This is a genomic window from Vicinamibacterales bacterium (genome assembly GCA_036496585.1).
Taxonomy (GTDB): domain Bacteria; phylum Acidobacteriota; class Vicinamibacteria; order Vicinamibacterales; family 2-12-FULL-66-21; genus JAICSD01.
Genome location: DASXLB010000078.1, coordinates 1 through 24,217, shown reverse-complemented (window position 1 = coordinate 24,217; position 24,217 = coordinate 1). Strand labels below are relative to the sequence as shown.

The following is a 24,217-nucleotide window of genomic DNA, read 5'->3' as shown; positions in this document are numbered from 1 at the left end:
CGGCTCACAGCTCACCCTTGGCGCGCAGGTACAGTTTGAGCACAGGCGCCCAGATCGGGTGGTGCTTCTCGTAGAACGCCACGTGACTCCGGCGATAGGCCTTCTGCGCGGCGTCAGGCCGTGCCGCGCGGGACCGGCCGCGAAGGTGCGTGATGGTCGCCACCGGCGTAAACAATACCTTGCGACCGAGCTTTCGGATCGACGCGCAGAAATCGACGTCTTCGGTATACAGGAAGAATCGCTCGTCGAGCAGGCCGACGGTCTCGGCGTCACGCCGCCGGACGAGCAGACAGGCGCCGCTCACCCAGTCGACGATGTGCTCGCGCGAGGTTTCGTTGCGAAGCCAGTCGAGCGAGTCGCCGGCCCCAGCCGCGATGCGGCGCATCAGCAGCTTGCGCCGCGATTCGACCCCGAACCCGATCATCCGGCCGAACGACAGCTCGGGCTGACCGCGGCCGTCGACGAGCCGGGGTCCGGCAACGGCGATTACCGGATCGAGACGCAGGCGCGCCACGAGCGCATCGATCGCGCCGGGCGGCACGATCGTGTCGCTGTTGAGCAGGAGGATCAGCTCGCCGGACGTCGCCCGGATCCCGACGTTGTTCGCCGCGGCGAAGCCGAGGTTGGTATCGAGCGGAATCACCTGTACGCCGGGCACGCCGCGCGCCGTCAGGACGCTCGCGTCGGAAGACGCGTTGTCGACGACGATGATCTCGTGCGGCACCGACGGCCTGGCAGCGGCGAGCGACGCAAGGCAGGCGGCGAGATCCACCGCGGCGTTGAAGCTGACGATGACGATCGCCAGATCCGTCACCGCCGCGCGATCCCTTCGATGCCGCGCAGGGTGGCGTCGGCCGCCGTCTCCCACGAGTAGCGTGACAGCACCGCGGCGGCGTCCTGCAGCATCCGCGCCCGGCTGGCCGGGTCCTCGAGCAGCGTCCGGATGGCGGTGGCCGCGCCGCGGACGTCGTTGTCGGGCGGCACGAACCAGGCCGCGTCGCCATAAATCTCGCGCGCGACCGCGGTGTCGAGCACGACGATTGGCACGCCGGCCGACAGCGCTTCGAGCGGCGTCAGCCCGAATCCCTCGTACTCGGAGAGGAAGACGAACGCCGAGGCGCGGCTGTAGAGCGAGGTCAGCTCGTCGTCGGAGACGTACTCCTTCAGTTCGACGCGCTTGCCGACCCCGGCTTCGGTGGCGAGCCCCGCCAGATCGAGCACCGGGTAGCTCCGGTCGGCGCCCGCGATGATCAGGCGGGCCTCCGGGCGGGACGCGGTCGCCGCGGCAAACGCCGTGATCGTTGCCGGCAGACGCCGCCGATTGAAGATCGATCCGACGTAGAGCACGAGCGGCTCGCGCGCCACTCCCAGGGCCGGCCGCGGTGTCACGCTCAGATACGTCACCTGAATGCGATCCGCGGGCACGCCCAGCCGTTCGACGATCTCGCGCTTCGAGAATTCGGAAATGGTGAAGATGACGTCGGCGGCGCGCGCGGCCTGCCGGGTCAGCAGACGCCGGCGTGCGCCCTCGCGCGGCCGGAACCATTCAGGGTACGCCGCGAACGACACGTCGTGGATCGCGACCGCGAGCGGCACGCCCAGCGCGAGCGGCGCCGTGTACGCGCTGGCAAAGAACACGTCCGGCGGATTCGAGCGAACGGCGCGGCGCAGGTGCGTCTGCTCCCACCAGGTGCCGCGCCCGCTGCCGACCACGATTTCGCGGACGGGCACTCCCGTGAGCGACCGGACGAACGGCAGCGGTTCCGGTGTATAGAGGATGAACTCGCGCGAGCCCGCATCGTCGCGCCGCACCCAGCGGCGGAGCAGCTCGCCGAGATACCGTCCGGCACCCGTGGCGTCGCCAAGGAGTTCGCGCGCGTCGATGCCGATTCGCAGCGGCGGCGTCATCGGCGGCCGGCGGCGGCAGGGGCGCCGGAATCGTGTGCCGGCGCGCGACCGCGATGGCCGTGGCGCGCGGCCAGTTCGGCGTATGCCTCGACCAGTGTGGCGGCGCTGGCGTCCCAGGAATACTGGCGCGCCCGCGCCAGTCCGTCTCGAACCGCGGTGGCGGCGGCCGCTTCGTCGTCGAGATAGCGCCGCATGGCGGCCGCCATCCCGTCGATGTCGTCCGGCTCGACGACCTGGGCCGCGCCGCCCGCGACTTCCGGCAGTGCGCCGCGGTTGCTGACGATCGTGGGGACCCCGGCCGCCATGGCCTCGAGCACCGGGATGCCGAAACCCTCCAGGTGCGAAGGAAGCACGAGCATCGACGCCTGCCCATAGAGATCGTGGCGGCGCTCGCTCGCGATGTAGCCGAGATGTCTGACGCGGCCGGCGAGAGGCGGTTCGGCGATCGCGCGCAGCCAGGGGGCGGCCGCCGCGGTCGCGCCGCCGGCCAGCCACAGTTCAGGCGCGTCGGCCTTCTGTTCGAGCAGGCGGGCGTACGCGTGCAGCAGGGCGCCGACGTTCTTTCGGGGCTCGAGCGTACCCATGAAGAGGATCGGACCCCGGGGCACTGGCGCCGGCCGCGGCTCCCACGCGGGAGCGCCCGGACTGGCGACGACGATCCGATTGCGAGGCACGTCCAGGCGCCGCTCCACCTCGCCGGCGGTGAACATCGAGACGGCGACCACGGCGTCCGCGCGTTGCGCATGCGCGGCGGCCAGCGCGGCGTAGTCGCGGCGGATTTCTCGTGCGGTGCGTTCGGGGTGGTCGAGGAAGTCGAGGTCGTGGACGGTCACGAGGCGTGCGGCTCCGCGAGTGGGGATTAGCAAGGGATGCGCCGCGTGGACGACGTCGACGGGGCCGGTGAACCGCTCGATCGCCGGAGCTTCGAGCCGATGCCAGAGCCGGTTGAGCAAGCGGACGGGCACGCGGACGTCAACGCGCCGTCCCGGAGGGGTGGTGGCGGCCAGCCGGTCTTTCCAGGAGCTCGAGAACAGGACCAGCTCGTCGCTCGGGTCGAGCCGTCGCCCGATCGCGGCGGCCATTTCGTGCACGTACTCGCCGACTCCGGTTCGCTCGCGGAGCGCCGGCCGATAGTCGAGCAGGATGCGCAAAGTTGGGCCATCGTAGCACAAGATGTAGGGGCCGCAAGTCGTTGCGCCTCAATTAATTGACACGCTTTTTCCAGATGTGTTAGCGTTACCGGTTTATGAAGATTGCGGTCATCGGAACCGGGTACGTGGGACTCGTGGCAGGCGCCTGTCTGGCCGAAAACGGGAACGACGTGATTTGTGTCGACAAGGAGTCGGCGAAGGTCCGGTCGCTCCAGCGTGGGCGGATCCCGATTTACGAGCCCGGGCTCGAGGAGCTCGTCCGCCGCAACCGCAGCGAAAAGCGGCTCACCTTCACGACTGATCTCGGCAAGGGCGTAAGGGCCTCGCAGATCGTGTTCATCGCGGTCGGCACGCCGACCGGGGAGGACGGCTCCGCCGATCTCCGTCATGTGCTCGAGGTCGCCCGACAGATCGGCAAGGCGATGAACGGCTACAAGGTCGTCGTCGACAAGAGCACGGTGCCGGTCGGCACCAGCGAGCTCGTCCGCGAGGCGGTCAGGAAGGAAACCTCACAGCCGTTCAGTGTCGTGAGCAATCCGGAGTTCCTGAAGCAGGGAGCCGCGATCGAGGACTTCATGAAGCCGGACCGGGTGGTGATCGGCGCCGACGATCAGCGCGCCGCGCAGATCATGCGTGAGCTGTATGCGCCCTTCACACGCACCGGCGCTCCCATCATGATGATGGATACGGCCAGCGCCGAGCTCTGCAAATACGCGGCGAATGCGATGCTGGCGACGCGCATCTCGTTCATGAACGAGATCGCGAATGTGTGCGAGGTCGTCGGCGCCGATGTCGACGCGGTGCGCCGCGCGGTCGCCTCGGACCGGCGCATCGGCCCGGCGTTCCTGTTTCCGGGCGTGGGCTACGGCGGCAGCTGCTTCCCGAAGGACGTCAAGGCGCTGATCAGGTTCGCGTCGGCGAAGAGCTATGACTGCGAGATCCTGCACGCGGTCGAACACGTCAACGAACGCCAGAAGGTGCGGCTGCTCGCCAAGATGAAGCAGCACTTCGGCTCGCTGCAAGGGAAGCGCATCGCCGTCTGGGGGCTTGCTTTCAAGCCGAAGACCGACGACATGCGCGAGGCCCCGGCGGTGCCGCTGATCCACGGGCTGCTCGACGCCGGCGCCACCGTGGTGGCCTACGATCCGGAGGCGGTCAAGGTGGCGCGCGGCATCTTCGGGAGCCGGGTCGAGTTCGTGGACAAGAGTTACGACGCGCTGACTGGAGCCGACGGACTCGCGATCGTGACCGAGTGGCCCGAGTTCCGCGAGCCCGACTGGGGCAAGATCAGGAAAGCGATGAAATCCGGGGCCATTTTCGACGGCCGCAACATCTACGATCCGGAGCAACTGCGCGGTTTCGGGCTCACGTACTACTCGATGGGCCGTCGATGACCGTGCTCGTCGCCGGCGGGGCAGGCTATATCGGCAGTCATGCCGTGAAGGCGCTGCGTGCGGCAGGGCAAGACGTCGTCATCTACGACAACCTGTGCGCCGGTCATGGCGAGGTGGCCACGCTGCTCGACGTGCCGCTCGAGGTCGGCGATCTGCGCGACGCGGCGCGCCTTGCGTCGGTCATGCGGGCCGGGCGCGTCGATGCGGTGATGCATTTCGCCGCGCTTCTTTCGGTCGGCGAATCCGTGAAGAACCCGCTCGAGTACTACGATAACAACGTCGTGGGCACGCTGTCGGTGCTGCGCGCGATGGTCGACGCCGGCGCGCGCCACCTGATCTTCTCGTCGACCGCCGCCACGTTCGGTGAGCCGGTCGAGACGCCCATCACGGAGCAGCACCCGCAGCGGCCGATCAATGCCTATGGCGAGACCAAGTTGACAGTCGAACAGGCGCTGCCACACTTCGAGCGCGCCTACGGCATGAAATGGACGGTGCTCCGGTACTTCAACGCCGCCGGCGCCGATCCCGACGGCGTGCTCGGGGAAGATCACGATCCGGAACTCCACGTGATCCCGCGCGCCATCGACGCGGCGCTCGGCCGCGGCACGTTCGCGATCTACGGTGACGATTACGACACGCCCGACGGCACCTGCCTGCGCGACTACGTCCACGTGACCGATCTCGCCTCGGCGCATCTGCTGGCGCTCGAGGCGCTGCGCGCCGGCCGGCCGTCCGCGGCATACAATCTCGGCAATGGGCGGCCGATCTCCGTGCGCGAGGTCGTCACTTCGGTCGAACGCGTCACCGGACGGCGCGTGCCGGCGGAGTCCGCGACGCGTCGGCCCGGCGATCCAGGCGTGCTATACGCCTCGAGCGAACGGATTCGGCGCGAGCTCGGATGGGCCCCGGCCTACGAGGCGCTCGACGTGATCGTCGACACCGCGTTCCGCTGGCGGCAGAACCATCCCGAGGGATACGGGGCCTAGTGCGCGAGCATCCGCTGCGGCGGCTGCTGGCCTATTCGCGGCCATATCGCGGCCGCTTCGCGGTGGCGCTCGGGGCGATGCTCGTCTACGCGGCGTCGCAGGCCGCCGTCGGCTACCTCGTCGCGCCAATCATCAGCAAGGTCCTGCCGGACGCCAGCGGCACCCCCTTCCGCTTCTGGGCGATCGCCATCGTCATCGCCTATCTGGCCAAGGGGCTCGGGTCGTATTTCTCGACCTACCTGATGACCGACATCGGGCAGCGGGTCGTCCGTGACATCCGCCAGCACCTCTTCGCGCACATTCTCGATCAGTCGGCGGCGTTCTTCAGCCGCCGGACGACAGGCCAGCTGATGTCGCGGATCACCAACGACGTCGGGCAGGTGCAGCAGGCGGTGTCCGAGACGGTCGGCGACGTTCTCCGGGAAGGGCTGTCGGTCATCGGCTTCGCGGCGCTGATGTTCTACTACGACTGGAAGCTGGCCATCGTAACTTTCGTCGGCGCGCCGCTCATCGTCTACCCGCTCGTCCGGCTCGGGCAGCGCGTGCGGCGCTCGACCAGGCGCAGCCAGGAGGACCTCGAATACCTGTCACACCTGACCGCCGAGGCGTTCACCGGGCACCGCATCGTGAAGGCGTTCGGCGCCGAGCGGCACGAGGCGCGCCGGTTCGCGGCGGCGTCCGAGCGCTTGTACCGCACCAACCTGAAGATCACGAGCACCGTCTCGATCCTGCCGCCGATGATGGAGTTCCTGGGCGGCGTGCTGATCGTCGGGCTCTTGTGGTACGGCCGCCAGCGCATCGCCGGCGGCGAGATGAACATGGGCATGTTCGTCGGGTTCATCTTCGCGGCGTTCATGATGTACACGCCGATCAAGCGGCTGAGCCGCGTCAACGCCACCATCCAGCAGGCGCTCGCGGCGGCAGCCCGGATCTTCGAGATGCTCGACACGCATTCGGAAGTGGTCGAACGTCCGGGCGCGCAGCCGCTTGCGAGGCTGGCGCGCGGCATCGAGTTCCGCGACGTGAGCTTTGCCTACGACGACGGAGCGGGCAAGTCGGTGTTGAGATCGGTGTCGTTCCAGGCGCGTGGCGGCCAGGCGATTGCGCTCGTCGGCCTGAGCGGCGCCGGCAAGACCACCCTCGTCAACCTGCTGCCGCGGTTCTACGACGTGACCGGCGGCGGCATCTTCATCGATGGCGTCGACATCCGCGACGTCACGCTCGCCTCGCTGCGCCAGCAGATTGGCATCGTCACGCAGGAGACCGTGCTCTTCGACGACACCATCGCCAGCAACATCGCCTATGGCCAGCCCGGCGCCTCGCGCGAGGCGATCGAGCAGGCGGCGCGCGCGGCGCACGCGCACGAGTTCATCCAGCAGCTGCCCGAGGCCTACGGCACGCGGATCGGGGAGCGCGGGCAGCGGCTCTCGGGGGGCCAGCGGCAGCGGCTCGCCATCGCGCGGGCGCTCCTCAAGGACGCGCCGATCCTGATCCTCGACGAGGCGACCTCGTCGCTCGACGCCGAATCCGAGCTGTTGGTCCAGGACGCACTGACCAACCTGATGCGCAACCGCACGGCGTTCGTCATCGCGCACCGGCTGTCGACCGTGCGCCGCGCCGACGCCATCGTGGCGCTCGAAAAGGGACGGGTCGCCGAGATCGGCCGGCACGAAGAGCTGCTGGCCAGGCCGATGGGCGTGTATGCGAAACTGTACGCGCTGCAGATTTTCGGCCGCAACTCGCCGCCCGACGCGCCGGCCGCCAGCGCGCAGCCGCCATCATGATCAAATCGATGACCGGGTTCGCCTCGTTGACCCGCGAGGGAGAGCGCGCTAGCGTCACCGTCACGGCCAGGGGAGTGAATCATCGCTTTCTCGATCTGCAGATGCGCATGCCGGGGGCGCTGTCGCCGATCGAGAGCCGGCTGCGTGCGATCGTCCAGCAGCGGATCGCGCGCGGGCGACTGGAAGTGACGATCGCCGTTCAGCCGCGCGCCAGCGCTCCGGCGGTGAAGATCGAGGTCAACGACGCCGTCGTCGAAGGCCTCTCGTCGGCGCTCGATCGCGCCCGCGAGCGCGGCCTGATATCGGGCGGACTCACCCCCGGCGATCTGCTGCGCTTTCCGCAGGCGATCACCGTGACGGAGCAGAAAGACACCGTCGACGAAGAGGCTTTCTCCGAGGTCGAGGCGGCTCTGGCAACCGCGCTGGACGGCCTCGATCGCATGCGGACGAGCGAGGGGGCGCATTTGCAGTCCGACCTCGAGGCGCGTCGCGTGCTGCTCGGCGATCTCTTCTCGCGCGCGGCGGCCGCGGCCCAGGCCGGCGCCGACGGCATGCGCGCCCGGCTCGCCGAACGCATCAAGGAGCTGCGGGTCGATCCCTCGGTCGACGAGGCGGCGATCGCGCAGGAGCTGGTGCGTTTCGCCAACCGGTCCGACGTGACCGAGGAGACGGTGCGCTTCCGCGCCCACCTGGAGCACTGGCGCGCGCTCAGTGAGGGGCCGGAGCCCTGCGGCCGCAAGCTGGACTTCCTGCTGCAGGAGATGAACCGCGAGGTCAACACGTTGGGGTCGAAAGCCGAGGGGCAGGGGGTAACCGAGCTGGTGGTCGGGCTGAAGGCCGAACTCGAGAAGATGCGCGAGCAGGTCCAGAATGTCGAGTAGCGTCCGCCGCGGCCTGATGTTCGTGGTGTCGGCGCCATCGGGTACCGGCAAGACGACGGTGGTCGAGCGGCTTGCGCAAGTCGTTCCGGACTTAGGCCTGTCCCGGTCCTACACGTCCCGCCCGATTCGTCTCGGCGAAGTCGACGGCGTGGACTATAATTTCATTAGTCGCAGCCGTTTCGAGACGATGATCGCGGCCGAGGCGTTCCTGGAGTGGGCCGACGTATTCGGCAACTTTTACGGGACGTGCGCCGCCGATGCCGAGGTCGAGCTGGCGAACGGCCGCGACCTGGTGCTGGTGATCGACGTCCAGGGGGCGCGCCAGGTGCGGAGGCTCCGCGAAGGCACCATCGGCGTGTTCGTGCTGCCGCCGTCGTTCGAGGTGCTCGAGCAGCGCCTGCGCGGGCGGAGCCGGGATTCCGAGGATGCCATCCGGCGGCGGCTGGCGACGGCGCGGAGCGAGATCGCCGCGGTCGACGAATACGACTACGTCGTGGTCAACGATGCGCTCGAGGCGTGCGTCGATCGATTGAAGGCGATCGTCTTCGCCGAGCGGGCGCGGCGGGCCGTGATGGCGCCGCTGATTGCCGCGATCAGCACTTCGTTTGCAGGAGAGGAACACGTATGAACAAGTTCGAGTACGTTGTCGTGGCGGGCGCGAGGGCGAAGCAGCTGTTGCGCGGCTGCACGCCGAAGGTCGACGTGCAGCACAAGGCCGCGCGCACCGCGATGAAGGAAGTGACGCAGCGCAAGATCGAGAAGCTCGAGCAGGCCGAGACGGCGACGGCCGAATAGGGCCTGCCGGTAGCTCAGGAGACCAGAAGCGGTGCTGATCGGACTCGGCGTGAGCGGCGGCATCGGCGCCTACAAGGCCGTCGAGGTCGCGCGCGGCCTGCAGAAGCGCGGCCACGACGTCGCCGCCATCATGACGCGCTCGGCGCGGCGGTTCGTCGGCGACGTGACCTTCGAGGCGATCACCCGCCGGCCGGTCATCACCGATCAGTTCGCGCGCGGCGCCAACGCCGACATCGAGCACATCGCGCTCGCTACCGACATCGCGCTGCTGCTCATCGCTCCCGCCACGGCCAATCTCATCGGCAAGCTGGCGAACGGCATCGCCGACGACTTCCTGACCTCGCTGTATCTTGCGACCCGTGCTCCCGTGCTCGTCGCGCCGGCGATGAACACCAACATGCTCGAGCATCCGGCGGTGCAGCGAAACCTGCAGACGCTGGTAGCGCGCGGGGTGCACGTGGTCGATCCCGGCGACGGCTTTCTCGCCTGCGGCTGGATCGGCAAGGGACGGCTCGCTGAACCCGAGACGATTGTCGAGGAGGCCGATCGTCTCCTGCGGCCCCAGGGCACCTGCCTCGGGCGCCGCATCGTCGTGAGCGCGGGTCCCACCTACGAAGACCTCGATCCCGTCCGCTACATCGGGAACCGATCGAGCGGCCGCATGGGATATGCCGTCGCGGCCGAAGCGGCGAGACGCGGCGCGCACGTCGTGCTGGTCAGCGGGCCGACCAAACTCGACGTGCCCGCCGGTGTCCAGGTGGAACGGGTGCGGAGCGCCGCAGAGATGGCGCGGGCGGTCACCCGGCATGCCGTCGAGGCCGACGCGGTCGTGATGGCGGCGGCGGTCGCCGACTACACGCCCGAGCGAGGGGCGGCCGACGCAAAGATCACGAAGAGCGATGGTCCGATGACGCTCACGCTCGTTCGCACGCCCGACATCCTCGCCGAACTCGGTCGTCAGCGCGGCGATGCGCGAGCGCCGGTCCTGGTGGGGTTTGCCGCCGAAACGGGCGACCCGCGTCCGCGGGCCCGCCAGAAGCTCGCCGCCAAACAGGTCGACCTGATCGTCGCCAATGACGTGTCGCGCACGGATGCGGGCTTCGATGTCGATGCCAACGCGGCGACGTTCATCAGCGCCGACGGCGACGAAGAGCAGCCGCTGCAGCCCAAGAGTGCGCTCGCCGCGAAAATTCTCGACCGCGTGGAGCAGCTGCTCGCGCGGGTGGCGGCGACTCGTTGATGGCGGGTCGCGGGCGCTCGATGAGCGGTAGCCGAGAGCAATGAGTGAGACGAGTCAGCAACTGGCCGAGCATCTGAAGTTCTTTACTGAACTCGGCGTCGGCGGCGTGAGTACGGATAGCCGCTGGTCCAAGCGGCCCGGCGCCGCCGGTGATGTGCCACGGCTGGAAGAGCGTCCCCGCGACGCGGCGGGCCTCCTGGCGCTCGTCAAGGCCGACCTCGGGCTCGACTGCAGCCGCTGCAAACTGCACACGCTCGGACGGAAGCAGGTGGTCTTCGGCGTCGGCAACCCGAACGCTGATCTGATGTTCGTCGGCGAGGCGCCGGGGGCCGACGAGGACATCCAAGGCATCCCGTTCGTCGGACGGGCAGGGCAGTTGCTGACGAAGATGATCCAGGCGATCAACTTCGAGCGCGACCAGGTGTACATCGCCAACGTGATCAAGTGCCGACCGCCGGGCAATCGCAATCCCGAGCCGGACGAGATCGCGACGTGCGAGCCGTTCCTCCTGCAGCAGATTGACGCGGTCGGGCCGCGCGTCATCGTCGCGCTGGGATCGTTCGCGGCAAAGACGCTCCTGCGCAGCGACGAGTCGATTTCGCGGCTGCGCGGACGCGTCTACGATTTCCGGGGCGCCAAGCTGATTCCCACGTTCCACCCGTCGTTCCTGCTGCGCAGCCCGGATCGCAAGCGCGATGCGTGGGAGGACCTCAAGCGCGCGCGCGCGCTCGTGACCGCCCCTGTCCGGGGCGACCGGTAACATCCCCGTCCGATGCGCCTGGTTCGCGTGGCGGTTCCCGTCCCCGGGCTCGGGCCGCTCACCTACGCCCTTCCCGACGACGTCCCTGACCCCCCGGTTGGTTCGCGCCTGCTCGTCCCGCTCGGCGCCCGCCTCGTCACCGGCGTCCGACTGGGGTCAGACCGGGGTCAAACCGGGGTCAAACCGGGGTCAGACGGGGGTCAGACCACCTTCGATGAATCTTCGTTGCCGGCCGGGCAGCGCGCCGCCGTGAAGCCAGTCGCGGACGTGCTGGACAGCGAGCCCTTCCTGCCCCCGGACGTCGTCGACCTGGCCACCTGGGTGGCCGACTACTATGCGTGCGGGATCGGCGATGCGATCGGCACCGCGATGCCTCCGCGCGCCTGGATCGAGAGCGAGCGCCACGCGCGGATCACCGAGCTGGGGGAAGCGCGGCTGCTGACCGAACGCGGCGTCCGCCGCCAGGCGCTCGACATCCTCAGCGGCGGCCGGGTCGCGTCGATCGGCGCGCTGGTGAAGAAGGCGCCGTCGGCGCGCGCCGCGCTGACGGCCCTGCAGGCCGACGGCCTGGTCACGCTGACGCTGCCCTTGCGAGGGACCGCGGACGCGTCGCGGACCATCCGTGTGGCCTCGATCACCGCGCAGGGCGCCGAATCGTTCGACAGAGACCTAAAGCTCGGGGCGCGGCAGCAGCAGGCGCTCGATCTGTTGCGCGGCGCGCCGGATGGCCTCGCGCTGTCAGATCTGTCGGCCCAGGACATCCCCGCAGAATCCGTCCAGCGCTTGAGCCGACTCGGGCTCGTCACGATCGAGCGGCGGCGGCTGGATCGCGATCCGTTCGACCGATCGCCGATCGCCGTGGCACGGCCGGCCGTGGTGGATCTCACGGCCGAGCAGCAGAGCGCCTTCGACCGGCTCGCGGCGCGCGCCGCGGCGCGGACCTTCCATGCCGCGCTGCTGCACGGCGTGACCGGCAGCGGCAAGACGGAGATCTACCTGCGCCTGGCTCGCGCGGTGCGGGCCTCGGGACGCGGCGTCCTGCTGATGGTGCCGGAAATCGCGCTGACGCCTGCCGCAGCGGCGATCTTCCGCGCGGCCTTCGGCGAGCGCGTGGCCATCCAGCACAGCGCGCTCAGCGAGGGGGAGCGCTACGACCAGTGGCAGCGGATCCGCCGCGGCGACGTCGACGTGGTCGTCGGCACCCGCAGCGCCGTGTATGCGCCGCTCGCCGCGATCGGGCTGATCGTGGTGGACGAAGAGCACGACGCCTCGTACAAGCAGGAGGGGGTGCCGCGCTACAACGGGCGCGACGTCGCCGTGGTGCGCGCGCGCGCCGCCGCCGCGCTGATCGTGCTCGGATCGGCGACGCCCTCCCTCGAAACCTACAGCAACGCCGAGTCGGGGCGCTACGAGCTGGTGTCGCTGACTCGGCGCGTGCTCGACCGTCCGCTCGCCGACGTCGCGATCGTCGATATGCGCGCCGAATACGCCGCCGAGGGGCCTGAGGTCATCCTCAGCGCGCCGCTTCGCGACGCGATGGCGGCGCGGATGGCGCGCGGCGAGCAGGCGATCGTCCTGCTGAACCGCCGCGGATTCGCGACCGTCGTCTTCTGCCGCGGCTGCGGCGAGACGCTCGAGTGCCCGAACTGCTCGGTCTCCCTGACGGTCCACAAGGCGGCAGGCCGCGCCCGCTGCCACTACTGCAACCATGCCGTGCCGCTGCCCAAGGTCTGCGGCAAGTGTGCGGGCCCGTACCTCGAGCAGCTCGGGTTCGGCACCGAGCGTGTCGAAGCGGAGGTTCGGGCGCTGCTGCCGCAGGCGAGAGTCGGACGGGTGGACCGCGACACAGTCCGGCGACGCGGCGCGATCGCGACGCTCCTCGCGCGGTTCGCCGCGCGGGAGCTCGACGTGCTCATCGGCACGCAGATGATCGCCAAGGGCCACGATTTCCCGAGCGTGACGCTGGTCGGGGTGATCAGCGCCGACGTCGGGTTGGGACTCGCCGATTTCCGCGCCGCGGAACGGACGTTCCAGCTGCTCACCCAGGTGGCCGGGCGCGCCGGCCGCGGCGAGATCGCCGGCGAGGCCATCGTGCAGACGATCCATCCGGATCACTACAGCATCCGTCACGCCTGTCGGCAGGACTACGCCGCCTTCTATGCCGACGAGATGCGCTTCCGGCGCGCGATGCGGTATCCGCCGGCGGTGGCGCTGATCAACGTGGTGGTGAAGGCCCGCACGCGGCAGGCGGCGATGGAAGACGCGGCCACGATCGCCGAGGCGATGCGCGGCTCCCCCGGACGCCGCAGCCGGGACCGGGACGACAGCCGCGGCGCCGACGCCTGGCGCGTGCTCGGTCCCGCCCCAGCTCCGCTCGGCCGGCTGAAAGGGGAGCATCGCGCGCAGCTCTTCATCAAGGGTGGGCACCGCACCGCCATGCGCAAGGCACTCGTACAGGTGCTCGACGAGCGGCCGGAACTGAAACGGCGGACGATCGTCGACGTCGATCCGATGAGCGTCCTCTGAGCTACTTCAGCGGATCGATCGGCACTGGTGTGAAGCAGATCACCAGCATCGCCAGCGCGAAGAGCGCCAGCGCGTAGCGACCCGCGCCGAGCGGCTCGTCCTCGGCCATCACGCGCGGGTGCCGGGCGCCGAGCGTGAGGAGCATCACGATCAGCATCACCGTCATCACCACCCAGCTGTAGGACACGAAGCACATCGTGATGCAGCCGCCGATGGTGGCGAGCGAGAAGTAGCGCGAGGCGTCGCCCAGCGTCGCGTAGGTCAGGTGTCCGCCGTCGAGCTGTCCGAACGGCAGCAGGTTCCAGGCGGTCGCCAGCATGCCGAACCAGGCAGCGAAGACGACCGGATGGATGTTCACCGACGATCCGTCGGGGATCGATCCAAACGTCGCCCATGTCGCCAGCTTGAACAGCAGCGGCTCGCCCAGCGAGTAGCCATCCATGCCGGGAGGGACCGGCAGGACGTTCGAGAGGTGCATCCCCCAGAAGAGCAGCGGCACCAGCACGACGAAGCCGCCGATCGGCCCGCCGATCGCGATGTCGAACAACGCACGGCGGCTCGGGAACGCCTCGCGGATCTTGATCACCGCGCCGAGCGTGCCCGAGATCGACGGGAAGGGAATGAAGAAGGGCAGCGTCGCGTCGACGTCATAGCGCCGGCACATCAGATAGTGTCCCATCTCGTGCGCGCCGAGGACGCCGAGCACCGCCGCGCTGTAGGCGAGTCCCGTACGGATCGTGAGGCCGGCGACGATCCGCGTGCCGAAGTCGGACGCGAACGCGGCATAATGGCCGATACCGAGGGCGGTGGTCGTCCCAACGGTCAGCAGGAACAGCAGGATGTGCAGCCACCACCGGTGCTGAAACCGGGGTCGAGGCGGCGCGAACGGCGGATAAACGGTCAGCCTCCGATATTCTGGAGGTCCTTGCCGGGCTTGAAGCGGATAGTGCGCCCTGGCGGGATGCGGACTTCCTTGCCGGTGCGGGGGTTGCGGCCGATGCCGCGCTTTCTGGGCTTGACCTGGAAAACCCCGAAGCCTCGCAGCTCGATCCGCTCGCCGCGCTGCATGGAGATTCGCATCGCTTCGAAGACAGCGTCAACAGCCACCTCGGCCTTGACCTTGGTGATGTCGGCAACGCGCGACACCTCGTTGACGATGTCGACCTTGATCATGCTTACTGTCTCCTCAGGATTCATAACTACTATAGCTGTCGTCACTTACACTGTCAATAGTTTCCCTAACTGATATTTCTGACATGCCCGCGAAACGCCCCGCCGGAGTACCAACGGTCGTGCTGGTCGGTCGCCCCAACGTGGGGAAGTCGACGCTTTTCAACCGGATTGCCGGCACCCGCCGCGCCATCGTCACACCCGTGGCGGGGACGACCCGCGACACGTTTGCCGAGCCGGCCGAATGGCAGGGGATGCCCTTTTCGATAGTCGACACCGGCGGGATGTTCGGAGCGACCAGCGACCCCCTCCACGAACTGGTCGTCGAACATGGGAGGAAGGCGATTGCCACCGCCGACGTCGTCGTGTTCGTCGTCGACGGCCGGGAGGGGCTGGTGTCAGGGGACGAGGAGATTGCGGCGGCGCTGCGCAAGGTCGCGGCGCCGATCGTGGTGGCCGTGAACAAGACCGACGACCACAGGGCACGCGGCCGCGCCGTGGAGTTCTACGCGCTGGGCTTCGAGCCGATCGTCGAGATTGCCGCGGAGCACGGTGACGGGGTGGGCGACCTCCTCGACGAGATCTCGGCGCGGTTCCCAGAAGGACGCCGCGAGGCCGCGCCGGCGCTCGCCGAGCCCGAGATCCGCATCGCCGTCATCGGGCGGCCCAACGTTGGCAAATCCTCGCTGGTGAATCGCCTCCTCAAGGAAGAGCGCTCCATCGTCAGCGAGCTGCCGGGGACGACGCGCGACACGGTCGACGCGGTGCTGAAGTGGCACAAGCGCAACTTCCGTATCCTCGACACCGCTGGAATCCGCCGTCCCGGGCGCGTCGCGCGCGCCGGGCAGGTCGAGTCGGTCAGCGTCATCGTCGCGCGCCGCGCCATCGAGAAGGCCGACGTCGCCGTCCTGGTGATCGACGCGACGGAAGGCGCGACCGATCAGGACGCGACGATTGCCGGCGAAGCCCAGAACACCGGCTGCGGCGTGATCGTTGTCGCCAACAAATGGGATCTGATGAAAGGGCGCGGGACCGACTACTCGAAGGAGTTCGACGACAAGCTGCGCCAGCAGCTGAAGTTCCTCGACTACGCGCAGATCCTTCACATCTCGGCGCGCACCGGCGAGCGCACGCCGAAGCTGCTCGAGGCGATCGATCGCGTCGCGGTGGCGCGGCTGCGCCGCGTCCCGACCGGCGAGTTGAATCGCTTCGTCCAGACGGTCACCGCCGCGCATCCCCCAGCCAGCCCCGGCCGCCGCGAAGTGCGCATCCTCTACGCCGCGCAGACGGGCGTGGCGCCGCCGGAGTTCGTGTTCTTCACCAACGTGGCAACCTCGTTCCACTTTTCGTACGAGCGGTTTCTGATGAACCGCCTGCGCGAGTCGTTCGGCATGGAAGGGACGCCGATCCGCATCAAGGTGCGGCGCCGCGCCCGGTGACGCGTCGTTCCTGCACGCCGGCGATCAGTCTCATGACCCGGTCATGAACGGGCGGCAGACTCAGTCGAGCAGCTGCGCCCCGAAGATCGGTTCGCCGCCGCGCGACGCGTAGAATCCGTAGACGGCGAGCAGCGCCGGAATCGACAGCTGGATCAGCGAGTCGCCGAAGAACCAGCGCGACGTGTCGAGCGTGATGACGGCGTTGCCCATCACGTAGAGCACGAAAAAGGCCACGGTGGTCGCCACCAGGCCGAGGCGCTGGATGGTCAGCACGATGATCGTGACGACGAGAAGGATGGTGATGAAGTTGATCGCCAGCTCGCTGCCCCTGCCGGCGCCGTTCACGAGAAGCCCCATGACCAGGCCGATGGCCACGAGAGAGGCCGCCCACTCGCGGCGGACGACGATCTTCAGGACGACCATCACGAAGACGGCGAAGATGGCGTTGAGGACGGCGTTGAACACTTGATTGATGGTGCGGGCGACGTTCATGGAGACGCTCAGCAGCTCCTGCAGGTCCGGCACGTCGGGCGTCGTCGGGTGGCCGAGGCGGATGTTGAGATACGTGCCGCCGGCAAACAACGCACGTACGGCAAGCGCCAGCCCGACGCCGACGAGCACGTCGCGGCCGACGAGCGGATCGCGCCACTGCCGGGCCATGACGCGCGACCACGACACGAGCGTCAACGGCCAGAAGCGGCGCACGTAGGGCTCGACCGCGAGGTAGAGAATCCACAGCAGCCCCGCCGCCCAGAGCGGTTGGCCGGTGAAGAAACGTGACATTTCCACCGAGGGATCGGCGACATGCTTGTTGTCGAGCAGCCAGACGCCGACCGCGCACAGGGAGACGAACGCAGCCAGCTGCCAGGCGCCGCGCCGATCGCCGCGGCCTTTCCGCCAGTTGTGCCGCGCGAACATCGCCGCCGCCACGAGGATGCCGATGTTCACGAGCTGCCTGATCGCCGACAACAGCGACACCCGGCGGCGCGCCGCCACCGTATCCGGCATGCGGCTCGTCGTCGTCCACGGCGCGACGGGGTGGAAGTAGACCGCTTTGCCTCGGTACGAGCCGGCCTCGATGCGCAGCTGCTGGCCGGGGATGCCGGGCAGCGCACCGGTCCACGCGAAGCGTGCGTCGGCGTAGATCGTCGGCGTCCATTCCGGCGCGGCTGGCGTGAAGCCGGCGAAGTCGAGACCGGCCGCGTCGAAGAGCGGCTTCCAGTTGGCGGACTGCTGCGTCCAGCCAGGGTCGCGTTGCGGCGGCACGACGGCGAGGCGCACGAGGCGGCCTTCGGGATCGAGTACCACGTGCGTCATGCCCGAGATCTCGAAGGCGGGATCGTCCTCGGTCACCTGGTCGCGCTGCTCCTGCGGGATCATCACGGTCGGGCTGCCGCGATACCAGAAGTGCAGGGCGGCCGGCACGCCGCTCGCGAGGCGCGCCGGCGTGACGACGGTCGGATGATCGGTCGCATACGTGAGGACGTTCGACGGCATGAAGGCGTAGGCGGAGTCGACGCCGGACGGATAGCCGATGGCGCCGAGGATCTCCTTGGCGCGTTCGGCAAGGATCAACGGCGGTTTGGGCATCGGCACTCGACTCGTCACGAGCGTGCGATCGCCGAGCCACGCGCAAAGGCCGAGCAGCCCGAGCGACAACGCGAGGCCGGCGAACGCCTGGAGCGGCGCGAGCGCGCTGGTCGTTCCCGCAGCCGCGACCATCTCGGGCGAGGGCGTCTCACCGGCCGCGAGCGCGGCGGCGAGCGGATCGCCGCCCGGCAGCGCCGCCGCAACGGCGAGCGCCGAGGCCGGCCGCATGGCCGGATCCGGCTGCAGACAGCGCATCACGGCACGATCGATCGCGGGATCGAGCGTCGGGACGACCAGCGACGGGTGCGTCAGGCCCGCCTGCTCCCGTTTGGCGATCAGCTCCGCCACGTTGCTGCCCTGAAGCGCGCGGCGGCCGGTGAACATCTCGTAGAGCACGAGCCCGAGAGAGTAGACGTCGCTGCGGGGCGTGACTTCGCCGCCGGCGAGCTGCTCGGGCGCCATGTAGGCCGGCGTGCCGGCGCGCAGCACTTCACCGGCCAGTCCGGCGAGCCCGAAGTCGGTGATGCGGATCCGTCCGCTGCCGTCGAGCATGATGTTGGCGGGTTTGAGATCGCGGTGGACGACACCGCGCTCGTGCGCCGCGGCGAGCCCGGCGCAGATCTGGCGGGCCAGCTCGAGGGCCCGGTCCTCGGGGAACCGGCCGATGCGCCGGAGCAGCGAGGAGAGATCCTCGCCGTCGACGTATTCCATCGACAGGAACGTGTGCCCCTCGAACTCGCCGATGTCGTAGACGCGGCACACGTTCGGATGCGAGACCTGCCGCGCCATGCGCACTTCGGTGTGGAGCTGCGTGAGCCTGGCTGGATCGCGGTCGACGGCTTCGGGCAGGAACTTCAGCGCGACGGGCTGGCCGAGACGCAGATCGTCGGCGCGGTACACCTCGCCCATGCCCCCCTTGCCCAGCCGTCCGATGATCCGGTAGCGACCGTCGAACACAGTGCCGGGCGCGAAACGGCCATGATCGATCTCGGTCGTCGTCCAGGTGGTGGTGCCGCCGCTGCTGCTGCTCGGCGCCCGACGGCTGTCGTCCGCCGCCCTCGTCATGTCGCGTGCCGCGTCAGCCGGCATGGGGGGCTCGAGCCGCGTCTCACCCCAGGGCGTCGGAGTGGAGCAGCGCGGACACGTCGCGGCCGAGTCCGGGATCTCCGCGTGGCAAGCAAGGCAGGCAGGCACGGCTTATGTCCGGATCACGCGCGCGTGCTGCCGCGACGCCAGGTAGGCGGCGCTGAGGCCGAGGAGCAGGACCGCGCCAAGGTTCGCCATCCCGGCGCTGGCGCGCCAGGTGGACCAGTCGGTCGTCAAGGGCGCGCGCAGCAGCAGGAAATGGGTCGCCAGGGTGGCGATTGTCGCGAGCAGTCCGACGCGGTCGAGTGTGATGACGAAGGTGGCGGTGATCACCAGGCCGCAGAGCAGGTCGAGGGCGGGCCAGCCCGGGTTGAACAACCCCTGCAGGACGACCCAGACGAAGCAGAGGATCGCGGCGGCGACGGCGGGCACCCGCCGCTTGAGCAGAATCCGGAACACGACGTAGCCGGCCGTGGCGAGCATCCCTGACGAGACCGCGTTCTCCATCTGGGAGAGCACGATCGCGATGCTGAACCGCACGCCCATCAGCGGGCTCAGGTCGCTGAACACCGGCATCGGCTCTGGGCGACCGAAGAGCGGGGGGATCTTGTTGTGGACGGCGAACACGACGGTCATCGCCAGTCCCGCGGCCACGCCGATGAGCACGTCGCGTCCGACCCGCGCGTCGCGCCAGCCGCCGCCGACCAGTCGCTGCCAGCCGACGAGGCTGTCGGGGGAGAACCGCCGCACGTATGGTTCGAGCCCGAGATACGTGAGCCACAGTACGGCCGCGCCGAACAATCCCTGGCCGACGGCCGAGAAGAACCGGTTCAGCTCGGGATCGAACGAGAGGACGTGGCTGCTGCCGAGCAGCCAGGCCGCCATCTGGAGGAAGAACACCGCGGCGGCGGCGCGGAAGGCGCCGCGGCGATCGCCGCGCCCGAGCTTCAGGTTCCGCCGCGCCAGTACCGCCCCCACCACCATCAACGCCGGCATTGTCAAGGACGCGATGGCCCGGACGACTCGGAGGAACGGCGGCGCCGGCGCCTCGGACGGCGGCGTGCGGGTCGAGCGCGACCAGGGCGCGGCGACGGCGAAGAACACGGGCTTTCCGCCGGTGGCTCCGGCTTCGATGCGCACCGTCTGGTCGGGCACTTCCGGAATGTGTCCTTCCCAGGCCACGCGCTGCTCGGCGTGGACCATCGGCACCCACGCGGGCGCCGCCGGCGTGAAGCCGCTCATCGACAGGCCGGCGAGCTCGAAGAGCGCCTGCCAGTTCGTGAACGGCGCCGCCGCAACGACCTTGGGATCCGGGACCGCCACGAACTCGGCCAGGCGTCCCATGTCGTCGATGACGACGAGCGTCATGCCCGCGGTGGTGAGCGGCGGGTTGTCGCTCTGGAGTCCATTCTCACTCCCGTAGGGCACCAGGGTCCGCGGGCCGGTGCGGTACCACAGCAGCACGCTCTCCGGGCGTGCGGTGTGAAGACGCTGCCAGCGATCCGCTCCGGTCGTCGAACTCCCGACGAACCGCGCCCAGTCCAGATCGAGGGTGACGCCGGCTCCTGAAGACGCAGCAGCCGTGCCGTAGCCGAGCCGCTGCACGACGTCCTGGGCCCGATCGATCAGCACCGCGGGGGGCTTCGGCGGATCGACGACGTTGACCATCAGTACGTGCTGATAGAAGGCGACGATGATCGCCAGCGACGCGACGATCCAGCCGACGCCCGCCCAGGTCAGCGCAGGCGTGAGCACGGCGCTCGTGTCTGCCGCTGCCACCATGTCGGGCGACGGCGTTTCGCCGGCTGCCAGCGCTGCCGCCAGCGGATCGCCGCCCGGGAGTGCGGCCGACACGGCGAGCGCGCTGCCCGGACGCCGTGCCGGGTCCGGCTGCAGGCAGCGCATGATCACGCGCTCGATCTGTTCGTCGAGATCGCGCACGACGTCGGTCGGCGGGACGATCGCCGCCTGTTCGCGCTTGACGATGAGCTCGGCCAGGTTGGCGGCTTCGAGCGCGCGTCTTCCCGTGAACATCTCGTAGAGCACGAGACCCAGCGCATAGATGTCGCTGCGCGGCGTGACCTCGCCGCCGGCGAGCTGTTCGGGGGCCATGTAAGCCGGCGTGCCGGCGCGCAGCACTTCACCCGACGTGCCGGCGAGGCCGAAGTCGGTGATCCGGATGCGGCCGCCGCCGTCGAGCATGATGTTGGCGGGCTTGAGATCCCGGTGGACCACGCCGCGCTCGTGCGCCGCGGCGAGGCCGGCGCAGATCTGGCGCGTCAGCTCGATCGCGCGGTCCTGAGGGAAGCGGCCGATGCGGCGGAGCAGCGACGCGAGATCCTCGCCGTCGACGTATTCCATCGACAGGAAGGTATGGCCTTCGAATTCGCCGACGTCGTAGACACGGCAGACGTTCGCGTGCGACACCTGGCGCGCCATGCGCACTTCGGTGTGAAGCTGGGTCAGACGCGCGGGATCGCGATCGACGTCTTCGGGCAGGAATTTGAGCGCCACTGGCTGGCCGAGCCGCAGATCGTCGGCTCGATAGACCTCGCCCATGCCGCCCTTGCCCAGGCGTCCGACGATCCGGTAGCGCTGATCGAGCAGGCTGCCTGGCGGGAAGCGGCCGTGATCGATGTCCGGCGCCGTGGTCGTGAACCCGGACGATCCTGAAGAGGAGGACGCTGCCTTGTCGCCCCTGCTGGCAGGGGTTGTCGTGGCCACGCGGGCGGTGGCGAGGCCGTCGGCCAGCCTCGTTTCTTCGTCGGGCGGCTGCACGCGGCGATTCTATATTTAACCGAGGGGCTTTGCCCCTCGGACTCCCCTGCACGCTCTCTCGCGCGCCGCTTCGCCGGCGCGCTCCGTTCGCGTGGCTCGCTCGTGGTACTCGCTCGCGTCCTTGGGGAGGCTCTGCCCCTTGGTTGTCCGCTACGCACTCTCTGGCGCGCGGCTTCGCTGGTGGGCGCCGTTCGCGTGGCCCGCTCGCGATCGCCGGCGTGAGCGATCGCGCTATGTCTTTGATATACTTGCGCTACGCCGTTGCCGGAGACCGTCCAGATTCCCAACCGGTCGCTGTTCAGGCAGCCTGAGGTCTGCGAGCTCGCGCAGGTCCAGCCGTACGTGCTGCGCTCGTGGGAAGCGGAGTTCGCGGATCTGGGCGTGGCGAAGACGCAGGGCGGACCGCGTGTTTACCGGCGAGCCGACGTCGAGCGAGTGCTGCGGATCAAGCATCTGCTATTCGTCGAGGGGCTGACGCTGGCGGGGGCGCGGCGGCGGCTTCAGGACGAGCAGCCCGCGGGCGGATTCGATGAAGGCGGTGCGCTCGAGGATCTGCTGTCGAGCGACGCGCGCGAGCGGATCCTCTCGGTGCGGGCGGCGCTCCGCGAGCTGGCGATGATGCTGGCGTCGAAACCGGGCGACATCGCGTCTCCGGAGTTCACGCTCGACGCGCCCGTGCCGAAGCCGCGCGCGGCCCGCGCGCCCGCGGCAACGGCGAAGAAGGCGGGGAAGAAGAAGTAGGCCGGCGGATCGGGTGATTGTGCGATCGGTGGATCGGGTGATCTACGACGGTTGACCCGATCACGCAATCACCCGATGGTACGATTCGGGATGTAGCGCAGCCTGGTAGCGCACCTGACTGGGGGTCAGGGGGTCGTGGGTTCGAATCCCGCCATCCCGACCATTATAATCAGCAAGATACGGCCACGATTGATCGTGGCCGTTCTTACGTGGGCACATAGTCCGGCCGGCGAGCTTGCGGTAGAGCCAGTCGGGGAGCTCTGTCGAGCCGATCCAGCAGTCTCCGGCTTTCGTCCAAGCCTCGCGACGGCGATCGGCGTTGGTTTCCCTCCGTGGTGTAAAGTTTCGGCGCCGAGGAAGACTGACCAGTTGGCTGTCACCCTGACGGACCCGGAAATCGCCATCCTGATCGCGGAGCCTAAGCCGCTTCCCGCGAATTTTCTGACACGTTCTGTGCCCAAGCCTAAGCGGGGGCACAAGGAGTCAGAACTTGCAATCGACGGGAGTGCCGATTCGAAGTTTCGGCTCATATTCAGGATGGCGCTGTTCAATCAGCTGGATTTCTCAGTCATTCTCGCGGTCGACATACCGGGACATAGCGGATCGTTTAGGCTACGCCGATACAACGGCAAGTCGCACGAGCACACCAATCGAATAGAGGGCGACAGGATCTACGGCTTTCACATTCACATGGCGACCGAGCGATACCAGGCGTTCGGAGCTGCTGAGGACGGATACGCTGAGCTCACCGACCGCTACTCAGATTTTCAGACTGCGCTTCAATGTCTCGTGAGCGACTGTTCCTGCGTCGTCGCTTCAAGCAGTACACTGTTCTGAGGACTCCATGACTGACCAATCTGCCGCCAGCATCGAGCACGATCTGAAGCGGGCCGTATGCGAATCGGTGCGACTGGTTCCGGAGGGCTTAAACCGCTACCGAGTGTTCACTCCGTTCCTGCTTGACGATGGGGACCACCTGGCGATCGTGCTCAAGCAGGACGGCAACAGGTGGGTTCTGAGCGATGAGGGGCACACGTACATGCACCTCACGTACGACCTTGACGAGAAGGACTTTCAGAAGGGGACGCGTGCGACGATCATCGACAACGCACTGACCACGTTTTCCGTTGAGGATCGTGACGGCGAGCTCAGGCTGCCGATTCCAGATCAACACTACGGAGACGCCCTCTACAGCTTCGTGCAGGCCATTCTCAAAGTCTCGGACGTGACGTTCCTGACGCGAGAGCGCGTGCGTTCGACGTTCGTGGAAGATGTGAAGGACTTTCTAGTCGCTACCGCACAGGCGCTGCCCGGCACCGAAGTGGAACTCAACTGGCATGATCCAGATCATGACGCCGAAGGAAAGTACTCGGTTGACGCCAAGATTTCCAAACGCGGACTCTCTCCCCTGTTTGTGTACGCGTTACCGAACGACGACCGTGTCCGTGACGCGACTATTGGCTTGTTGCAGTACGAGCGGTGGAACGTTTTTCATCGTTCCGTCGGGGTTTTTGAGAATCAAGAGGGGATAAATCGAAAGGTGCTTGCCAGGTTCAGCGACGTCTGCGAGAAGATGTTCTCGAGCTTTTCGTCGAACCGCGAGCGCATCACTGGATACATCGCAACCGCGGTCAACCCCTGAGCGCGAAGCTCCGGTTTCGGCGGGCTGTCGACATCCCAGCCATTAGCCGCGGCCTGGCGTTGTCTAGAGTCCTCCGGACGGGGCATTGGCAGTTCTGCAACGTCGACCCCTTCGTCGTCAGGGCAACCCTTCTGGGATTTGCGCTGATTCTCCAATCTTCAAGATGCTACGGTCGGCCCGCGGCGCGCCGTCGTGCGAGGCACGAGCGCACCGCGGAATTCACCGGCGGCTGCGCCTCGCGCCAGCACAGGTCGCTGGCACGCCCGCCGAAGACTGCCGCGGTGTTCGGCGCGCCGCGAGCCGTGTGTCCTCCAGACGGGTTGTCGGGTTCCTCAGGATGCGAAGG

20 protein-coding genes and 1 tRNA gene are annotated in these 24,217 nt (G+C 68.4%); 14 read left to right on the top strand and 7 right to left on the bottom strand.

Translation table 11 applies throughout. From position 1 onward, the window contains the following. Positions 1–4 precede the first annotated feature (4 nt). From VGI12_21905 to VGI12_21895, 3 genes are read right to left on the bottom strand one after another with little or no spacing between them, the layout of a single operon-like run. Positions 5–814: a glycosyltransferase family 2 protein gene (locus VGI12_21905; GenBank protein ID HEY2435339.1), complete on the bottom strand. Its 810-nt coding sequence runs from the start codon at positions 812–814 to the stop codon at positions 5–7. Then, positions 811–1,908 carry a glycosyltransferase family 1 protein gene (locus VGI12_21900; protein ID HEY2435338.1) on the bottom strand — a complete coding sequence of 366 codons (1,098 nt, stop codon included), beginning with the start codon at positions 1,906–1,908 and terminating at the stop codon, positions 811–813. Before VGI12_21900 ends, VGI12_21905 begins: the two co-directional genes overlap by 4 nt. Then, positions 1,905–3,059, bottom strand: a complete 1,155-nt coding sequence (locus tag VGI12_21895) for a glycosyltransferase family 1 protein (protein ID HEY2435337.1) — start codon at positions 3,057–3,059, stop codon at positions 1,905–1,907. The genes VGI12_21900 and VGI12_21895 overlap by 4 nt, the downstream gene beginning before the upstream one ends. A 95-nt stretch (positions 3,060–3,154) precedes the next feature. Between VGI12_21895 and VGI12_21890 the strand changes: the two genes are divergently transcribed. From VGI12_21890 to priA, 9 genes are read left to right on the top strand one after another with little or no spacing between them, the layout of a single operon-like run. Further along, positions 3,155–4,453, top strand: a complete 1,299-nt coding sequence (locus VGI12_21890; protein ID HEY2435336.1) for a UDP-glucose/GDP-mannose dehydrogenase family protein — start codon at positions 3,155–3,157, stop codon at positions 4,451–4,453. Continuing rightward, positions 4,450–5,439: a UDP-glucose 4-epimerase GalE gene (gene galE, locus VGI12_21885; protein HEY2435335.1), complete on the top strand. Its 990-nt coding sequence runs from the start codon at positions 4,450–4,452 to the stop codon at positions 5,437–5,439. Before VGI12_21890 ends, galE begins: the two co-directional genes overlap by 4 nt. Next, on the top strand, positions 5,439–7,223 hold the full coding sequence (locus VGI12_21880) for an ABC transporter ATP-binding protein (protein HEY2435334.1): 1,785 nt from the start codon (positions 5,439–5,441) through the stop codon (positions 7,221–7,223). Before galE ends, VGI12_21880 begins: the two co-directional genes overlap by 1 nt. Further along, the gene (locus tag VGI12_21875; GenBank protein HEY2435333.1) at positions 7,220–8,104 is read left to right on the top strand and encodes a YicC/YloC family endoribonuclease; all 885 of its coding nucleotides are present in this window, start codon (positions 7,220–7,222) and stop codon (positions 8,102–8,104) included. Before VGI12_21880 ends, VGI12_21875 begins: the two co-directional genes overlap by 4 nt. Further along, entirely contained in the window at positions 8,094–8,732 is a 639-nt protein-coding gene (gmk, locus tag VGI12_21870) for a guanylate kinase (GenBank protein HEY2435332.1), read from the top strand. The genes VGI12_21875 and gmk overlap by 11 nt, the downstream gene beginning before the upstream one ends. Next, a complete protein-coding gene (locus tag VGI12_21865; protein HEY2435331.1) occupies positions 8,729–8,899 on the top strand; it encodes a DNA-directed RNA polymerase subunit omega in 171 nt (56 codons plus the stop codon). The genes gmk and VGI12_21865 overlap by 4 nt, the downstream gene beginning before the upstream one ends. A 31-nt stretch (positions 8,900–8,930) precedes the next feature. Continuing rightward, positions 8,931–10,139, top strand: a complete 1,209-nt coding sequence (gene coaBC, locus VGI12_21860) for a bifunctional phosphopantothenoylcysteine decarboxylase/phosphopantothenate--cysteine ligase CoaBC (GenBank protein HEY2435330.1) — start codon at positions 8,931–8,933, stop codon at positions 10,137–10,139. Between the two features lie 40 nt (positions 10,140–10,179). Next, on the top strand, positions 10,180–10,899 hold the full coding sequence (locus VGI12_21855; protein HEY2435329.1) for a uracil-DNA glycosylase: 720 nt from the start codon (positions 10,180–10,182) through the stop codon (positions 10,897–10,899). Between the two features lie 12 nt (positions 10,900–10,911). Continuing rightward, a complete protein-coding gene (priA, locus tag VGI12_21850; GenBank protein HEY2435328.1) occupies positions 10,912–13,425 on the top strand; it encodes a primosomal protein N' in 2,514 nt (837 codons plus the stop codon). A 1-nt stretch (position 13,426) separates the two neighbouring features. Here the strand turns inward: priA and VGI12_21845 are convergent, their stop codons facing one another. Together VGI12_21845 and VGI12_21840 are read right to left on the bottom strand one after the other, a co-directional pair. Continuing rightward, entirely contained in the window at positions 13,427–14,131 is a 705-nt protein-coding gene (locus VGI12_21845) for a site-2 protease family protein (protein HEY2435327.1), read from the bottom strand. Between the two features lie 194 nt (positions 14,132–14,325). Continuing rightward, positions 14,326–14,622, bottom strand: coding sequence for an HU family DNA-binding protein (locus VGI12_21840; protein ID HEY2435326.1), 297 nt, complete (start codon positions 14,620–14,622; stop codon positions 14,326–14,328). A 59-nt stretch (positions 14,623–14,681) separates the two neighbouring features. Between VGI12_21840 and der the strand changes: the two genes are divergently transcribed. Next, the gene (der, locus tag VGI12_21835) at positions 14,682–16,034 is read left to right on the top strand and encodes a ribosome biogenesis GTPase Der (GenBank protein ID HEY2435325.1); all 1,353 of its coding nucleotides are present in this window, start codon (positions 14,682–14,684) and stop codon (positions 16,032–16,034) included. Between the two features lie 60 nt (positions 16,035–16,094). On the opposite strand, the gene VGI12_21830 is transcribed toward der, so the two are convergent. Both VGI12_21830 and VGI12_21825 read right to left on the bottom strand, forming a co-directional pair. Beyond that, positions 16,095–18,689, bottom strand: coding sequence for a serine/threonine-protein kinase (locus tag VGI12_21830; protein HEY2435324.1), 2,595 nt, complete (start codon positions 18,687–18,689; stop codon positions 16,095–16,097). A 132-nt stretch (positions 18,690–18,821) separates the two neighbouring features. After that, a complete protein-coding gene (locus tag VGI12_21825) occupies positions 18,822–21,488 on the bottom strand; it encodes a serine/threonine-protein kinase (GenBank protein HEY2435323.1) in 2,667 nt (888 codons plus the stop codon). A gap of 261 nt (positions 21,489–21,749) precedes the next feature. Here VGI12_21825 and VGI12_21820 point away from each other — a divergent pair, with 261 nt between their 5' ends. The 4 genes from VGI12_21820 (at position 21,750) to VGI12_21805 (ending at position 23,871) form a co-directional block, all read left to right on the top strand. After that, positions 21,750–22,229, top strand: coding sequence for a MerR family transcriptional regulator (locus VGI12_21820; protein HEY2435322.1), 480 nt, complete (start codon positions 21,750–21,752; stop codon positions 22,227–22,229). Positions 22,230–22,315: 86 nt separating this feature from the next. Next, a tRNA-Pro gene (locus VGI12_21815) sits at positions 22,316–22,392 on the top strand. 206 nt (positions 22,393–22,598) lie between these two features. Then, entirely contained in the window at positions 22,599–23,066 is a 468-nt protein-coding gene (locus tag VGI12_21810) for a hypothetical protein (protein ID HEY2435321.1), read from the top strand. A 7-nt stretch (positions 23,067–23,073) separates the two neighbouring features. Beyond that, positions 23,074–23,871: a DUF1828 domain-containing protein gene (locus VGI12_21805; protein ID HEY2435320.1), complete on the top strand. Its 798-nt coding sequence runs from the start codon at positions 23,074–23,076 to the stop codon at positions 23,869–23,871. Positions 23,872–24,217: the final 346 nt, after the last annotated feature.

What these genes read in the sequence shown, in the direction of transcription:
- VGI12_21855 (HEY2435329.1), top strand. Translation starts at nt 10,180, where the DNA reads ATGAGTGAGACGAGTCAGCAACTGGCCGAGCATCTGAAGTTCTTTACT.
- VGI12_21865 (HEY2435331.1), top strand. Translation starts at nt 8,729, where the DNA reads ATGAACAAGTTCGAGTACGTTGTCGTGGCGGGCGCGAGGGCGAAGCAG.
- VGI12_21875 (HEY2435333.1), top strand. Translation starts at nt 7,220, where the DNA reads ATGATCAAATCGATGACCGGGTTCGCCTCGTTGACCCGCGAGGGAGAG.
- VGI12_21840 (HEY2435326.1), bottom strand. Translation starts at nt 14,622, where the DNA reads ATGAATCCTGAGGAGACAGTAAGCATGATCAAGGTCGACATCGTCAAC.
- der (HEY2435325.1), top strand. Translation starts at nt 14,682, where the DNA reads ATGCCCGCGAAACGCCCCGCCGGAGTACCAACGGTCGTGCTGGTCGGT.
- VGI12_21900 (HEY2435338.1), bottom strand. Translation starts at nt 1,908, where the DNA reads ATGACGCCGCCGCTGCGAATCGGCATCGACGCGCGCGAACTCCTTGGC.
- priA (HEY2435328.1), top strand. Translation starts at nt 10,912, where the DNA reads ATGCGCCTGGTTCGCGTGGCGGTTCCCGTCCCCGGGCTCGGGCCGCTC.
- gmk (HEY2435332.1), top strand. Translation starts at nt 8,094, where the DNA reads ATGTCGAGTAGCGTCCGCCGCGGCCTGATGTTCGTGGTGTCGGCGCCA.
- VGI12_21830 (HEY2435324.1), bottom strand. Translation starts at nt 18,689, where the DNA reads ATGACGAGGGCGGCGGACGACAGCCGTCGGGCGCCGAGCAGCAGCAGC.
- VGI12_21805 (HEY2435320.1), top strand. Translation starts at nt 23,074, where the DNA reads ATGACTGACCAATCTGCCGCCAGCATCGAGCACGATCTGAAGCGGGCC.
- VGI12_21890 (HEY2435336.1), top strand. Translation starts at nt 3,155, where the DNA reads ATGAAGATTGCGGTCATCGGAACCGGGTACGTGGGACTCGTGGCAGGC.
- galE (HEY2435335.1), top strand. Translation starts at nt 4,450, where the DNA reads ATGACCGTGCTCGTCGCCGGCGGGGCAGGCTATATCGGCAGTCATGCC.